Below are 13872 nucleotides of genomic sequence, written 5' to 3'. Positions count from 1 at the left end.
AAGGGCCTGACGCCTTCCAAGAGCTGCACCTTTACCCGCGGTCACCACGTCCAGCCGCGCAGTTGGTAGCCTACGTCCACCGCTCACGTCATCGCCCTCGCACTGGAGACAGCGCCATACTAGGCCGGAGTCCATCCCGCCGTCTTGCCGGCCCATGTATCGGTGGCTTCCGCCGTCGGGGATGTTGCCGAAAAAAAGTGGACTTAATAGTCCTAAATTGTGCAAGAATAGCTGAATGATGCCGACTGGCTGGGTGGATGGATGAGGACATACTTTACGGACGTCTTGGCCCGCGAGAGGGCTTGTCTGGCTGGAGTCAATGACAGAACGATGCTTGCCGAATGGCGTCGTGGCGTCGTCAAGGAGCTCATGACCCCGCAGTCGCCTTACGTGCTGGCGTTGCGACAGACAGGGAATGTGCGCGACCGCGCCGACTTCCTCGATCGGTGGCGCGAGCTCATCTCCGAGACGGTGGATCGTTTGGTGCAGTCCGGCGCCACAGGTGACACACTCTGCTCTTCCGCGAAGCGCCCGAACTGCGATGTCGACGCTCAGAAGACTGCTGTGCTGATTCTTGCGGCGCTTCATGGAGGCAGCACCCTGAGTCTGCTTGCACGAGACCCTCGGCCTCTCAACGCTGCTCTCGACCTGGCGCTCGCGTGGGCAGATCAGGACAACAGCATCGCAAAAACGGGAACGAGCATCTCGGCAAGTAAAATAGTGTGATGACAACCCTTGACTCGCGCAATGGCAGGCGCCTGACGGCGCGTGGTGAAAAGACGAGGGCAAGGATCGTGGCTGCAGCGGCCGATCTGATGAATGTCCAGGGAGTCGGAGCTACCACGCTCGACGACGTGATATTGGCAAGTGGAGTGAGCAAGTCGCAGTTATACCACCACTTCGCAGGCAAGGATGCGCTCGTGCGGGCCGTTGTCGACCATGTAGGAGAACGCATCATCCAGCGTGAACGCGATGCCCTGGGTCATGTCTCGACGATCCAAGGCCTGCGACGCTGGCGCGATGCGTTGGTACAGAACAACGCCCTAAGGCATGGCGCCTATGGCTGTGCGCTCGGCTCACTGGCCTCCGAGGTCTCCGATCAAGACGATGCCGCCCGCCGGGCCGCATCTCAACTCTTCATCGAATGGCAGGAGCTCCTGGCAGGCGTGTTGCACAGGCTTCAGGACGGTGGTGCGCTTCCGCCCGAGGCCTCGATCGACCAGCTTGCGACAGGACTCATGGGCGCCCTCCAAGGCGGGTACATGCTGGCCCAGACTGCGCGCGATGTCACCCCGATGGCAACATCAATCGACATGGCGCTAGCGCATATCGAGAACCTTCAGAAGCACGAAGTCGGGCAGCGACAGCGTCCCACTATCGAACAAGTGCAATGACACCGCTGCGACCCATCCCGTTCGAGGAACGCGTTCCGCGACCGTCCGTGCGGAAAGTGCCGGGCCCGAATCGGTAGCGTGCCCGGCGCATCCGCGTCATGTTCGGCGCAGGGCATCGAGTGCCGCGATCATGTCTGACGGTTCGGCCCGCTTGGTGTAGTCGCTGTCCACGAACGCCCACGAGACGTCCCCGTTTTGTCCGACCACGTACGAAGCCGGAATCACGAGCGTGCGATCATGTCCACGGTTCGTGCGAATGAGGTCGTGGCCGCGGCTCTCGTAGATGGCGGCGAGTTCAGCCGGGATGTCGAAAGACAAGCCATAGTCCTGGGCAACGGTCGTGCCGACATCGCTCAGGACATCGAAGGTGAGGTCGTACTTCTCGGTAACCGACAGTGATTCGTCGGGTATCTGGGGCGAGATCGCCACGAGACGAGCGCCGCGGGCCTCGAACTCGCTGATGTTCGCCTGCAGGCTGCGCAGTTCGAGATTGCAGTACGGGCACCAGCTGCCTCGATAGAAACTCAAGACGACGGGTCCATCACGCAGCAGATCGTTGAGGGTCACCGTGTCTCCGGTCGCATTCGGAAGCGAGAAACCGGGCGCGAAGTCGCCGACGTTCGTCGCCCGCTCCGCCTGGCCGGTGTCGAAGAGCTCCTTCGCCGCACGATCCATGACCTCCGCCTCATCGGCCGGGCGTTTAGCACGCCCCTCCTTGTAGATGCGCTGAAGGTCGTCTCTCAGATTCATGTCACTCCTTTGTACGGCGTTGGCATCCACGACCGCCTGGCGTGGATGACGGGGGTACCACGGTCAGCCGTTGTAATCCCAGTCTCAAATATGCAGATCACCGTCCCGCGCAGCGGCCAAGAGGCCGTGCACATCCTCCGCGCACGATCCGCACGCAGCATGATGTGACGCCAATCCCGGATAGTACTTGGCAGCATCGGACTCCGGTCGCCAGTAGGCCGACGTGGACGTGAAGAACAGCCATCGCCGCATCACTACCGATGTCATGCGGGTCACTATCCAGGAACTGCTCGAACCGCTCCCATCACCCGGTCCTGACCATCCCCCTCTACCTGTTGGTCATTAGCTTGGGTAGTCGTCGGCTCCCGTTCCAGATATCCGTTAGCGGTCAGGTAGGCGCGGATCTTACGGCGTGCCTCGAAAACGGTCTTGTAGATCGCGCCCCGATTCGATCCAGACTGAGACACCATCGCGTCCATCGGGACACCGTTGACGACGATCGCGATGAAGAAGTGTCGCTGGTGATCGGTTAATGTCTCGTTCACTGCCCGCTGCACGGCCGTGATCAGTTCCCGTTGCTGTGTCAGCGCGAGCGGGTCGGCAGCGAACCGTGCAGGGAGTCGTTCCCAGTCGTCGACGTCCAGAGACACAGGTGGTCTGCGCGAAAAGTGGCGGCCCAGTTTGTTGGAGACCTCCAGCGCGACAAAGCGGTACGCCCAGGTCGTGAATCGGCTCTCCCCGCGAAACGTCTCGAGCTTTCCGAGCAAGGAAACCATCGCATCGTTGGCTGCCTGATGTGCAAGGTCCTCGAGTTCCGGCCCACCAATGTGGAAAGCGGGCCCACGCCGATACGTCTCATGCATGGCGACCCTCAGTAACATCTCGTGCAAGCGGGACAACGCCGCGTCCCGTTTGGTGGCGGCATCGTCGAGGGCAGTCAGCCAGGATGATGAGTCAATATCCATATCGGTAAGTCCAAATTCGGTGAGTGGGCCGGCGCATATCTGTCGTCGGTGGTTCAGCATCGGCGCAGTCTGCTCTGAGGCTGATGGCTCCTGCGTACTCCGTATTCGAGTCGCGGTGGGTGGTTGGACAGATGAATTCGGTCGATGTCCACCACGATAATAGAACTATTTAGTCCAGCTTAGGACGTCGTGACGTCGTTCGGCAAGCAGGCGTACTGCCCGGAGTCCGTGACCGTTTCATTGTGATTTCATCACAAATGAGTACCCAACTCAGTCCACGAGCATCGACCATCACCCCATCTTCAGCAGACCTTCAACATCCCAGCTCTGGACTAAAAGGTCCTATTTGCGGTAGAACTGTAAAAGTGCTTCGACAGCCGATTCGAGCACCAGCAGTCTGCCTCTGGCGCGGCCGGAGTCACCGAACAGCACGGGAGTCACGATGTCTACGAACCGCTTTCTCAGCGACGCCATCAACGCCAGCGCGGAGACCGCAGAGGACCGCGTCAAGCTGACCGACATGGTCGCCGAAGCTGCGACCGACGCGCCGGCGGCTACAACAGGCGAAGACGGGCCCAGCGATGCTTCGATCCTGAACTTCGCGCTCAACCTTGAGTACCTTGAAGCCGAGTTCTACCTTCGTGGCGCAACGGGGCAGGGACTTCCCGACGACATGGTGGGAGGGGTGGGGACGCCGGGTCAAGTTTCCGGCGGCCGGCAGGTCGATTTCCGGAGTCCCTTGATCAAGAACATTGCCCGTGAGATCGCCATGGACGAGCGAGCCCATGTCGCGTTCCTCCGCGGCGCACTCGGTAACGCGGCCGTTGCGCGCCCACGGATCTCTCTCGATCACAGCTTTACCGCGGCCGCGCTGGCTGCCGGCTTGATCAAGCCCGGAGAGACCTTCGACGCCTACGCGAACGACCGCAACTTCCTCTTCGCTGCTTTCCTCTTCGAAGACGTGGGAGTCACCGCTTTCAAGGGTGCGGCACCGTTCATCTCCAACAAGACCTATCTGGACGCAGCAGCAGGCCTGCTGGCCACCGAGGCCTACCACGCCGGAATCGTGCGCGCCACGCTGTTCAACGAAGGACTCGCGGACGATTCCGTGTTCGACGTCGTGCACAAGATCTCCGCGGTTCGCAACGCAGTGAGCGGCCCAGCCGAGGATGATCAGGACCTCGGCACCAAGGACGCAGCCAACCTCGTTCCCACCGACGAATACGGCCGGGCATTCGGACGGAGCACAGCGGAGATCCTCAACATCGTCTACCTCGACGCCCAAGCGGGAAGCGCCGGAGGCTTCTACCCGGATGGGCTCAACGGAGACATCGTTCACGGCACCGGACCAACCGCGGACTGATTGTGTGCCATCGCCAATCAGCAGTGCCGAACACACCCTTCGAAGGGAGCATCCCATGTCCGGAGCTGAGGAACCTACCGTCAAGAACGGCGACCGCATTGACGCACGCGACATAGCGGAGGCCCTGACAAGAGCACCATTCACCTACACCGACGAGGCAACGCAGGTGTTCACTCGTGATGGTCGCACGACCTACACCGAGAATGCGAGCCCTACATCCGGAGAGTGGGGAGTAGACGATCAGGGACAGTTCTGGTCCTTCTGGCCACCGACCTATCACGCTACCTACGACCTCTTTTGGATTACAGATGCCGATGGTGAGGTCGTCGGCGTCCGGTTCGCCGAACTCAATCGCGGAGCGACGTCCGAAGGACGATACGCGCACCAGCTCACCTCAAGCCGGGATGAGGCTCACCAGTAGCAGCCTGCACGCCAGAGACCAGACGCGTCTTTGACCCGGGCGCGCGATCCACGTTCTAGTAACCGCTCAGAGAAAGAAGGGACCACATGTCCGCCACCGAGTACCGCAAAGATCCAGAGAAGGTTGCGAAACTCACCCCAGATCAGTACGAGGTCACCCAACAGGCGGCCACCGAACCCGCGTTCCGCAACGCGTTCTGGAACAACCACGATACCGGTCTGTACGTCGACATCGTCTCCGGCGAGCCACTCTTCGCATCGATCAACAAATTCGACAGCCATACCGGATGGCCCAGCTTCACCGTCCCCATCGACCCGGACAACGTTGTGCTGAACGAAGACCGCAGCTACGGCATCGTCCGTACCGAAGTGCGCTCCAAGCATGGCGACAGCCACCTCGGCCACCTGTTCGATGACGGACCAACCGCGGAAGGCGGCCTCCGTTTCTGCATCAATTCGGCAGCATTGCGGTTCGTCCCTCTGGACCAGCTCGAGACCGCCGGTTATGGGCAGTTTCTCAGTCTCTTCACCACGGAGGCAGCATCATGAGCCGCGACCGGGCCATTTTGGCCAGCGGGTGTTTCTGGGGCGCGCAGGAGCTGCTCCGGAAGAAGCCGGGCGTGATCTCCACCGTCGCCGGCTATTCCGGTGGCAACACACCGAATGCCACTTACCGAAACCACGGCGATCATGCTGAAAGCGTGGAGATCGTTTTCGACCCCGACATCATCTCGTTTCGGGATCTGCTCGAGTTCTTCTTCCAGATCCACAATCCCTCGACTCTGGACCGGCAGGGCAACGACGTCGGCCGCAGTTACCGGTCAGCGATCCTCTACACCAGTGATGAGCAGAAGGAGGTCGCGCTGGACACCATCAAGGACGTCGACGCGTCCGGGCTTTGGCCAGGGAAAGTCGTCACCGAGGTGGAACCAGCCGGAGATTTCTGGGAGGCAGAAGAGGAGCACCAGGACTACCTGCAGAAGTACCCCGACGGCTACACCTGTCACTACGTCCGCCCTGGTTGGAAGCTCCCGCACCGCGAGGACCAGACCGCGTTAACCCGGTAGTCGGCGAGAGACTTGCTGATCCGCTGAAAGGAGAAAAGATGGCAGTTTTCGGAGGTCGCCGCGGCGACGACAACCCTGGGCTCCCGCCTGGGCAACACCTGACGGCGTCATTCCCCGTGCTGTCGGCAGGCTCGACCCCGTCGATCGATACGGAGGACTGGGAGTTCTTCATCAAAACCGAAACAGGACAGACCCATCGGTGGAGTTGGGACAAATTCCTCGCCCTCCCTTCCGAGGACATTACCGTCGATATCCATTGCGTGACCAGCTGGTCAAAGTTCGGCACCCGATGGCGGGGCGTGTCACTGGACACCTTGTTCGGTGAGGTCGAGACGGGTTTTGATTTCGTGATGGCGCACTCGTACGGCGGTTACACCACCAACCTCCCACTTGAGGAACTTCTCGACGGAAAGGCCTGGATCGCCTACGAGTACGGAGGCAGCGAGCTTGACCCCGAACACGGCGGCCCGGCACGTCTCCTGGTGCCTCATCTCTATTTTTGGAAGAGCGCCAAATGGGTGCGGGGACTTGTCATGCAGAGCGAAGACAACCCAGGCTTCTGGGAAGAGTACGGCTACAACCTGCACGGGGACCCTTGGCGGGAAGAGCGCTACGCGTGACCAGCCGGGCCGTCGGCTGGCTCACCGGCAGTCTCACGAGTGCACACCCATTGACCGCCTCTGCGCGCAGCACCACCTTAACAGTGCCCGGATGGCCAGGTAACGATGCGGGGCAGCACGTCGATGTTAGGCTCACCGCGCCGGACGGGTATCAGGCTGTCCGCTCATACTCCATCGCCAGTGCTGGCGTAGGTGAGGAGATCGAACTAGCCATCGACCGGTTGCCAGACGGTGAAGTCTCCCCATTCCTCGTCGACGACCTCGAACTCGGTGACACGGTCGAGCTCCGGGGCCCACTGGGTGGTTGGTTCGTGTGGCGGCCGGAACAGACCCAACCGGTCCAACTGATCGCTGGCGGCTCCGGTGTCGTGCCGTTCGTCGCGATGACCCGCGCTCACGCCAGCGTCGGCAGCACCGTGCCTATGCAGCTTCTCTATTCGCTGCGGACGCCGGAGGACGCGTTCTTCCGCGACGAGCTCTCCCAACCCACAGCAACCGTTCGAACGACGTGGCATTACACCGGTGCTGTGCCGCCGGGTTGGTCTCGCTCAGCCGGGCGGCTGACGGTTGAGGACCTGCAAAGGGAGACACTTCCCCCGGAAAAGGCCCCGCTGACCTATATTTGCGGCCCCACTGGATTCGTCGAAGCCGTCTCCCGTGCCCTAATCAGCCTCGGGCACGCACCCGAGGCCATCCGCACCGAGCGATTCGGAGGAACCTGATGGACCACCTTGACGGCAATGTCCTCGCTGGACCGACCACCGATCTTTTCGCCTTCGAACCGACAACGGCCCAGGGCCAATGCCAGTCCTGCGCCGACATCGCCGCGTTGGGACAAGCGATGGTGTATGGCCAGCCCATGGGCTTCGTCGCGCGCTGTCGCAACTGCGACAACGTCCTCCTCGTCGTCGTCGAACACGCTGGACAGAAATCTCTCAACATGCGAGGGCTCCGCTGGTTGCGGGTTGCGGACCCCGTCGAGCACAACCGCATCTAAACCCATCAGTAGAAGGAGTTCCCGGTGCGCCAGACCATCATCAACGCTCCGGTCCCGCCGGCTACACAGCCGGGAGTTACACCGGCCGCGCCAACCTCGATCCGCTACTCCTCGCAAGCTCAGTTGACGCCGGCGGCGCGCTGGTCAAGACCATTGAGGTCGAGAATTTTTCCGGGTTTCCGGACGGCGTCCTGGGCCGCTGACCTCGTGGTCAACATCAAAGCCCAAGCCGAAAGGTTTGGCACCGAGGCTGTTCTGGACGATGTCGTGGACCTTCAACTTGAAGGCGATGTCAAGCCCGTCATCCTTGGCAAGGGTGATGTGTACGGAGTTCTCTCGCTGATCTTCGCGACCGGTTCTGCGTACCGCAAGCTCGCGCGCGAATTCTCCGCGGGCCTCGGCGAGCAGCAACTATGCCAGGTTCTCGCTGAGCACGGTGCCCATTGCTACTGTGCGCCCGTTCAGTTTTCGCTGCCCTCGGCGGGGTGAAGCGGCCGATGTTGTTGTTTCCGTTCTGGCTCCTTGTCCTGGTCTTCCTCGCCGCGGTCGGCGCGATCTGGGTCGCCGGCATTCAACTCAGTCGCTACACCGACGTTCTGGCCGAACGTTTACATCTCGGTGCGGCACTCGGCGGCCTGATCCTTCTCGCCATCACCACAAACCTTCCCGAGCTGGCAATAACCGTCAGCGCCGCGATCCAAGGTGATCTCTCGATCGCTGTCGGCAACATCCTCGGCGGCATCGCCATCCAGACCGCAGTGCTGGCATTTCTTGACCTGGTCGGGGTACGCGGCGCTAAATCGCTGACCTACCGGGCCGGGTCGCTATCGCTCATCGTCGAAGCAGCGCTCGTCATCGCGATCCTGTCCGTCGTCATCGCCGGCAGCCAGATGCCAGCGGACCTCATATTCTTCCGTCTTACCCCAGACACCGTTCTCATCGCAGCGATCTGGGTCACCGGCCTCTTGCTGGTCAATCGCGCCGGGAGAGGCATGTCGTGGTACGACGACGGCCACGCGCCCGGCTCCCAACCTGAACCGATGGGACACAGCCGTGCGATGCAGGAAGAGATCGCAACCTCAACCGGCACCAGCACTGCCAAGGCAGCCGCGATTTTCATCGGCGCGGCGCTCCTCACCCTCGTAGCCGGCATCGCGCTCGAACGCAGCGGAAGCGCCATGGCCGACCAGTCCGGCCTTTCCGGCATCCTCTTCGGAGCCACAGTACTGGCTCTTGCCACGTCCCTTCCCGAGATCTCGACGGGGCTCGCCGCAGTCAAGATGGGAGACTTCAAACTCGCCGTCAGCGACATCTTCGGCGGCAACGCATTCCTGCCCGTGCTGTTCCTCCTCGCGACCGCCATCTCAGGGAAGGCTGTCTTGCCCTCAGCGCAGGCTACCGATATCTACCTCACCGCACTGGCCATCCTGCTCACCCTCGTATACCTGCTGGGGATCGCGTTTCGCCCCCGCCGGAAAGTCTTCGGAATGGGAATCGACTCGCTGCTCGTCCTCATCCTCTACGCGGTCGGCACGGCCGGACTCTTCGCAATCAGCAGAACTTGACCGCGTCAGGGACTCTCGAGCGCCGCCCTTGACGACCTCACAGCCCACATCTCTCCGAAGGACCCACCCCCTACCTACGAGCAGCCTGAGTCAACGCTCGAACTGCGCCAGCGACACTTCGATGCGATATCAGAAGGACGTCCGTTTCGCTCTGGTTATCTGATCTCCACCCGAACACGTGGGCACAACTCAGGTCTCCCGACTTCCGCGAACACGTATTTCATCGGGGTCTTCGGCGCGGATACTTGTCAGAAAGGCAACGTCCTCAAGCTCAATCCTTGCTGCGAGCTTAAATACTTCGTCAACAAGCCTGGATGGAATAATCACGGCCGCCGCGGCGTCGGCATAGACGAAATCGCCTGGGAGAACGGTCACACCCCCAACAACCACGGGCACGTTCGCAGCGATGGGCATCAGATCAGCCGTACCCGCCTTCACGGTCTCGCCGGTGCAGTAGAAAACAGGCTCATACCGTTCGAGCTCACCAAAATCCCGAAGCCGTCCGTCTGTGAGAAGCCCCGCAAGTTTCAGATTCTGTAGCCGCGAAAACTTCGTCCCACCACCGACGGAGATATCAGGCAGGCCGCCGCTGTCCAGCACCAACACTATCCCCTCCGGATCAGTGGGAACCGCCTCATAGAAGAGGCGCCCGAAACTGTTCACCTGTGCGTCAAAAACATCCTGCCGAAACGGAACAAACCGGATGGTGACAGCCCTCCCGCACAATACGCGCCCCGGTGTGGGCGATACCAGATCGAGAACATGCGCCCTATGTGTCGAGACGCGGCCGAGCGCATCCGTCAGCGATGCCGCGGATACGCCGCCCTTCCGCGGACCGTTAAGATCGGTCACCGTCCGGTCCGCCTCACGTCGTTCGGCGCCACTTTGTCCAGCACCGGTACAGCCTCCTGGGCAAGTTTCAACCTAGTCCAGACATTTGTATAGATATCCACAGCAGCGGATTCAGCGACAGACTTGTCATTAAAAAATCGGGCGATCGCTCGTGATGTTCAGCGAAAGCGGACACGTCGAATGCCGTGAGCGCCTCCGTGTATGCGAGAGCCGCGCCCCGTCTTCAGCGAACATAGTGCTCTCTCGCCAGCTCGCAAGGTGAGCTGGCCTTGGCCGGGTTCAGACCCATATTCCGCGCGACGGCAGTATGCAAAATCAAGCCGCCGTGCGAACACGGATTCAACGGAGCCACATGAAGCCGCCACCCCGCCCGCAGACATAGTGCAACGGCACGGATGATTGTCAGAGCAGTTTCCTTCCGCGTCACGAGGGCTTACCAGGTGCTCACTCAGGATCGAGGTTCCGTTGAACGCGTTGATCCTTCCAGCAACCCACTCCGCCGCCATGAACGTCCCGTCACCGACCTGTGACACGCACAGCTTGATGAGTGAGCTTTCGGTGCGAGCCAGCCCCTGCGGGAGGGCTTCGCCCGAAACCTCGGTCGTATAGGCCGCCGCCTTCCACGCTTCCGGAAGAGCCTTGTCCAGAAGGGAAACGCGTCCCTACCCGAGTACGTCATTCCGGCGCAGACTTATTGTTCTGAACGGCTACGTTTTTGCGAACCTCGCGCATGTCGAGGCGCTTAACGGACTCTACGACCTGCGCGAGGGCCGTGGCCGGAAGAGCGCCCGGCTGGCTGAAAACGAGGATCCCCTCACGAAACGCCATCAGAGTCGGAATCGCCGCGATCCCAGCGGCCGCCGCAATGCGTTCCGCGGCCTCGGTGTCGAGCTTGCCGTGAACGATGTCAGGATTAACTTCTGCAGATCGTTCAAAGATCGGGGCGAACTGCTGGCAAGGGCCGCACCACGTGGCCCAAAAATCAACGAGGACTATGTCGTTGTCCCTAATAGTGGTCTCGAAATTGTCGTCCGTGAGCTCGACGGTTGTCATAATGTTCCTCTCTTCGATACATCTGTCATACAAGCGGTCTTCACGTTTGTTGGATGTGAAATCGGGTGTAAGTTCAGCCCGCGCCTCGCGCCGCTGCTGCCCCGGGACGGCCAAATCAAGAACATCGGCATACTCGGGATGGGCAATAACGAATTCTGCGGCGAACGGGCAGGTGATAGTGACGGTCGCTCCCTGCGCCCGAAGCCTGTCGAAGATGCCGCTGAGGAGCCTTGCAGGGATCCCCTTACCCCGGTGCTCGGGGAACACAGAGGTCGCCAGCAGTGCGACTCCATTGGCCGCTTTGCTGTAAATGGCGCCAGCGACGATTTCACCTCCCAATACGGCTTCATAGATGCTGAGAGCACTGTTTTCGATGATGATGAGATCTTCCGGACCGGACGCGGTGGAAAGATCCACGTCCGCACCCTCCTCCTCTGTGCCGGTCAGGGTGGTGACGCTGCTCTCATCCGTTCCTGCCATGCTGGCTCCTAGTCGTTCGGCTTGCGGGCGTGTCCGGGGGCACCCGACCACCCGGATGACGTGTTCTTCTACGTGGCGGTGTCGCCGAGGTCCCAGATGGCGCCTGTCCGATCGCCGTACCTGCTGACGAATCGGTCGCGAGGCCGGCACCGGTGCGTTCAGGACCCTGGCTACGGATCCACCCTGCATAGCAGTGTCGGTGTCGGCACCCCTTGGCCGGTAGACCTGAACACACGACGCACTCGCTCTGATCGTGTTGGCCGTCTCGTCGAGCTGGTCGGGAGTACGGGCGAGAAGAATTACATAGGCTCCGGCTGGGCAAGCCCGGTCGCGATCGCTGCGCCGATGCCCCGGCCAGCGCCGGTGATCAGTGCGGTCTTGCCAGCAAGACCAGCTGTCATGATTGAAGGTTCCTTTCACGCGATGTGTAGCACGGCCTACCAGGACCACATGGCGCTCCACGCGGTCCGATGAAGGAGAAGCACAACAGCTGTCACCTGCACCTACCTCATCAGCGTCGATCTTTCGCGCCGTCTTACCAAAGACCCTTATCGCGTTGTCCTCGCCAACCACGTCTGCCACAACCCCGTCCGACCAGCGTTGTAAGACGCCGCGGTTTTGCGCCGCTAACGCTTCAAGAACTTGATGAGGGAGGCGATGGAGTATGAACAGCACCGATGATGGCAACGGCTTCGAGAATGCGGCCGATGACTACGGCTTGCTTCCACCCGACGAGAGCCTCGACACCGATGAACTTGGCGACGACATAGACGAAACCGGGTACTCCCCGTTGGATTGGCCGGCCGACCTCTCCTGGGGGTTCACACAACGCGAGGCCCGGACCCACGAGCCCCTGTCCGCCCGGCTTGCCCGAGAGATCCCCGACGAGACAGAAGAAATTCTCGGAGATGGTATCGGAGACACCACTGACACTGACGGTGAGGTTATCGACGATCAGGTCGGTTCGGTCCGAGCTGGCCGTCTGGCCTGGGCTTCCCCGGAGAGCTATGACCCGGCGACGGACTACTGGGCGAATGACATCGGCATTGACGGGGGAGGTGCATCAGCGGAAGAAGCCGCAGTCCACGTCGTTATAGATCAAGACGACCTGCGCTGACAAAGATTCGCACTTGCCCCGCGGACGTTCGTCTAGGGTATTTGCTGGGCGTCCGAGCGAACTCTTCAGTCGGCTGGTCCGCATCGAATTCAGCGTCATCAGCCCTTTTGTGTGCCGTACTGTTGAATCTTCCACGACGGCGGACCGGCAGCGGAAGACGTGTCAAATGCTCAACACGCCGGACAGCGTCGAGGTGTCGCTCCTGAGCGGGCTCTCGTGCCAGAACTTCTAACGACGTGGGTGGTAAGACAACGAGATTTGGTGCCGCTAACGTAACGGACCAAAAAATGCGGTGTAAAAAGGCCGTGTAGGCAAGGTCTTGATACAGGGAGGTACTTGATGAAAGCAATTGTGGTGACGGATCAGGCCGGGGGAACGGCGGGGATGACGTTGGTGGAGCGCCCCCAGCCGTCGGCAGCGATAAACGACGTCATCGTCGAGATTTATGCGTCGGGGTTCGTCCCGACGGAGGTCGAGTGGTCCTCGACCTGGACTGATCGCGCCGACCGTGATCGAACACCGTCGATCCTCGGGCACGAGCTGGCCGGGGTGGTGACCGCGCTCGGCTATGGTACGACGGGGCTGTCTGTGGGACAGCGGGTCTTCGGCCTCTCGGACTGGCATCGAGACGGCACCCTGGCGGAGTATGTGGCGATCGAGGCACGCAATCTCGCGCCGTTGCCGGGCGACGTCGACTTTACAGTGGGTGCGAGTCTGCCGATCTCGGGCCTGACGGCGTGGCAGGGATTGTTCGTACACGGCCGTCTTCAGTCGGGGCAGAGCCTCCTCGTGCACGGGGCGGCCGGCGCTGTCGGGTCGATGGTGACGCAGCTGGCCCGCGAGGCCGGCGCCTACATCATCGGCACCGGGCGCGCCGCCGACCGTCAGAAGGCACTTGACTTCGGCGCACACGAGTTCGTCGATCTCGCCAACGACACCCTGGAAGACGTCGGGGGAGTCGATCTGGTGTTCGACGTGATTGGTGGTGACATCCAGAAGCAGTCCGCGGGTCTGATTCGGCCCGGAGGAACGCTGGTGAGCGTCACTGGGCCGGTCGAAGCGCGGCCTACGGATGGCCTGGCAGTCGACTTCGTTGTCGAGTCTGATCGTGCACAACTCGGTGAGATCGTACAGCGGGTGCGGGACGGACGACTGCGGACGAACATCGGCAACATCGCCAACCTCGACGATGCCGTCGCTGCCCTCAACCCGACCGAACGACGGGGCGG

Annotated in this window: 17 protein-coding genes and 1 pseudogene; 13 read left to right on the top strand and 5 right to left on the bottom strand. The window is 61.4% G+C overall.

The genetic code is table 11. The features are described from left to right. Positions 1–369: 369 nt before the first annotated feature. Together AC1DRE_RS23755 and AC1DRE_RS23750 are read left to right on the top strand one after the other, a co-directional pair. Entirely contained in the window at positions 370–726 is a 357-nt protein-coding gene (locus tag AC1DRE_RS23755; RefSeq protein WP_476986940.1) for a hypothetical protein, read from the top strand. Continuing rightward, on the top strand, positions 726–1394 hold the full coding sequence (locus AC1DRE_RS23750) for a TetR/AcrR family transcriptional regulator (protein ID WP_476986939.1): 669 nt from the start codon (positions 726–728) through the stop codon (positions 1392–1394). Before AC1DRE_RS23755 ends, AC1DRE_RS23750 begins: the two co-directional genes overlap by 1 nt. 96 nt (positions 1395–1490) lie before the next feature. On the opposite strand, the gene AC1DRE_RS23745 is transcribed toward AC1DRE_RS23750, so the two are convergent. Continuing rightward, entirely contained in the window at positions 1491–2144 is a 654-nt protein-coding gene (locus AC1DRE_RS23745; protein WP_476986938.1) for a peroxiredoxin-like family protein, read from the bottom strand. Positions 2145–2419: 275 nt separating this feature from the next. Then, a complete protein-coding gene (locus tag AC1DRE_RS23740) occupies positions 2420–3109 on the bottom strand; it encodes a sigma-70 family RNA polymerase sigma factor (protein ID WP_476986937.1) in 690 nt (229 codons plus the stop codon). Positions 3110–3551: 442 nt separating this feature from the next. On the opposite strand from AC1DRE_RS23740, the gene AC1DRE_RS23735 reads away from it, so the two are divergent. From AC1DRE_RS23735 to AC1DRE_RS23695, 9 genes are all read left to right on the top strand, one after another. Beyond that, complete coding sequence (locus AC1DRE_RS23735; protein ID WP_476986936.1) at positions 3552–4472, top strand: ferritin-like domain-containing protein; 921 nt, start codon at positions 3552–3554, stop codon at positions 4470–4472. Positions 4473–4527: 55 nt separating this feature from the next. Further along, on the top strand, positions 4528–4893 hold the full coding sequence (locus AC1DRE_RS23730) for a hypothetical protein (protein WP_476986935.1): 366 nt from the start codon (positions 4528–4530) through the stop codon (positions 4891–4893). Between the two features lie 86 nt (positions 4894–4979). Further along, the gene (msrB, locus tag AC1DRE_RS23725) at positions 4980–5441 is read left to right on the top strand and encodes a peptide-methionine (R)-S-oxide reductase MsrB (RefSeq protein ID WP_476986934.1); all 462 of its coding nucleotides are present in this window, start codon (positions 4980–4982) and stop codon (positions 5439–5441) included. Next, complete coding sequence (msrA, locus tag AC1DRE_RS23720) at positions 5438–5959, top strand: peptide-methionine (S)-S-oxide reductase MsrA (RefSeq protein WP_476986933.1); 522 nt, start codon at positions 5438–5440, stop codon at positions 5957–5959. The genes msrB and msrA overlap by 4 nt, the downstream gene beginning before the upstream one ends. A gap of 38 nt (positions 5960–5997) precedes the next feature. After that, positions 5998–6579, top strand: a complete 582-nt coding sequence (locus tag AC1DRE_RS23715) for a sulfite oxidase-like oxidoreductase (protein ID WP_476986932.1) — start codon at positions 5998–6000, stop codon at positions 6577–6579. Continuing rightward, positions 6576–7301 (top strand): ferredoxin reductase, encoded by a 726-nt coding sequence (locus AC1DRE_RS23710; RefSeq protein ID WP_476986931.1) that lies wholly within the window; start codon positions 6576–6578, stop codon positions 7299–7301. The genes AC1DRE_RS23715 and AC1DRE_RS23710 overlap by 4 nt, the downstream gene beginning before the upstream one ends. Continuing rightward, a complete protein-coding gene (locus AC1DRE_RS23705; RefSeq protein ID WP_476986930.1) occupies positions 7301–7576 on the top strand; it encodes a DUF6510 family protein in 276 nt (91 codons plus the stop codon). Before AC1DRE_RS23710 ends, AC1DRE_RS23705 begins: the two co-directional genes overlap by 1 nt. Positions 7577–7600: 24 nt before the next feature. Continuing rightward, positions 7601–8065 (top strand): hypothetical protein, encoded by a 465-nt coding sequence (locus AC1DRE_RS23700; RefSeq protein ID WP_476986929.1) that lies wholly within the window; start codon positions 7601–7603, stop codon positions 8063–8065. After that, positions 8062–9141 (top strand): sodium:calcium antiporter, encoded by a 1080-nt coding sequence (locus AC1DRE_RS23695; protein WP_476986928.1) that lies wholly within the window; start codon positions 8062–8064, stop codon positions 9139–9141. Before AC1DRE_RS23700 ends, AC1DRE_RS23695 begins: the two co-directional genes overlap by 4 nt. Before the next feature lie 189 nt (positions 9142–9330). Here AC1DRE_RS23695 and AC1DRE_RS23690 read toward each other — a convergent pair whose 3' ends face one another. The 3 genes and pseudogenes from AC1DRE_RS23690 to AC1DRE_RS23680 all read right to left on the bottom strand — a co-directional run. After that, positions 9331–9993: an RraA family protein gene (locus AC1DRE_RS23690; RefSeq protein ID WP_476986927.1), complete on the bottom strand. Its 663-nt coding sequence runs from the start codon at positions 9991–9993 to the stop codon at positions 9331–9333. Positions 9994–10668: 675 nt separating this feature from the next. Further along, entirely contained in the window at positions 10669–11046 is a 378-nt protein-coding gene (gene trxA, locus AC1DRE_RS23685) for a thioredoxin (RefSeq protein WP_476986968.1), read from the bottom strand. Positions 11047–11178: 132 nt separating this feature from the next. Then, a pseudogene (locus tag AC1DRE_RS23680) lies at positions 11179–11526 on the bottom strand (GNAT family N-acetyltransferase); the annotation flags it as partial. A 664-nt stretch (positions 11527–12190) separates the two neighbouring features. Between AC1DRE_RS23680 and AC1DRE_RS23675 the strand changes: the two are divergent. Then, a complete protein-coding gene (locus tag AC1DRE_RS23675) occupies positions 12191–12643 on the top strand; it encodes a DUF5709 domain-containing protein (protein WP_476986926.1) in 453 nt (150 codons plus the stop codon). A gap of 339 nt (positions 12644–12982) precedes the next feature. Continuing rightward, a partial coding sequence (locus tag AC1DRE_RS23670; protein ID WP_476986925.1) for an NADP-dependent oxidoreductase occupies positions 12983–13872 on the top strand: 890 nt, incomplete at its 3' end.

This window comes from Arthrobacter sp. P4_H3, from assembly GCF_056400885.1.
This window is presented reverse-complemented; position numbering and strand designations above follow the sequence as displayed.

Excerpts from the sequence above, each read along its gene's own strand:
- AC1DRE_RS23755 (WP_476986940.1), top strand. The coding sequence starts at position 370 with ATGACCCCGCAGTCGCCTTACGTGCTGGCGTTGCGACAGACAGGGAAT.
- AC1DRE_RS23750 (WP_476986939.1), top strand. The coding sequence starts at position 726 with ATGACAACCCTTGACTCGCGCAATGGCAGGCGCCTGACGGCGCGTGGT.
- AC1DRE_RS23745 (WP_476986938.1), bottom strand. The coding sequence starts at position 2,144 with ATGAATCTGAGAGACGACCTTCAGCGCATCTACAAGGAGGGGCGTGCT.
- AC1DRE_RS23740 (WP_476986937.1), bottom strand. The coding sequence starts at position 3,109 with ATGGATATTGACTCATCATCCTGGCTGACTGCCCTCGACGATGCCGCC.
- AC1DRE_RS23735 (WP_476986936.1), top strand. The coding sequence starts at position 3,552 with ATGTCTACGAACCGCTTTCTCAGCGACGCCATCAACGCCAGCGCGGAG.
- AC1DRE_RS23730 (WP_476986935.1), top strand. The coding sequence starts at position 4,528 with ATGTCCGGAGCTGAGGAACCTACCGTCAAGAACGGCGACCGCATTGAC.
- msrB (WP_476986934.1), top strand. The coding sequence starts at position 4,980 with ATGTCCGCCACCGAGTACCGCAAAGATCCAGAGAAGGTTGCGAAACTC.
- msrA (WP_476986933.1), top strand. The coding sequence starts at position 5,438 with ATGAGCCGCGACCGGGCCATTTTGGCCAGCGGGTGTTTCTGGGGCGCG.
- AC1DRE_RS23715 (WP_476986932.1), top strand. The coding sequence starts at position 5,998 with ATGGCAGTTTTCGGAGGTCGCCGCGGCGACGACAACCCTGGGCTCCCG.
- AC1DRE_RS23705 (WP_476986930.1), top strand. The coding sequence starts at position 7,301 with ATGGACCACCTTGACGGCAATGTCCTCGCTGGACCGACCACCGATCTT.
- trxA (WP_476986968.1), bottom strand. The coding sequence starts at position 11,046 with ATGACAACCGTCGAGCTCACGGACGACAATTTCGAGACCACTATTAGG.
- AC1DRE_RS23675 (WP_476986926.1), top strand. The coding sequence starts at position 12,191 with ATGAACAGCACCGATGATGGCAACGGCTTCGAGAATGCGGCCGATGAC.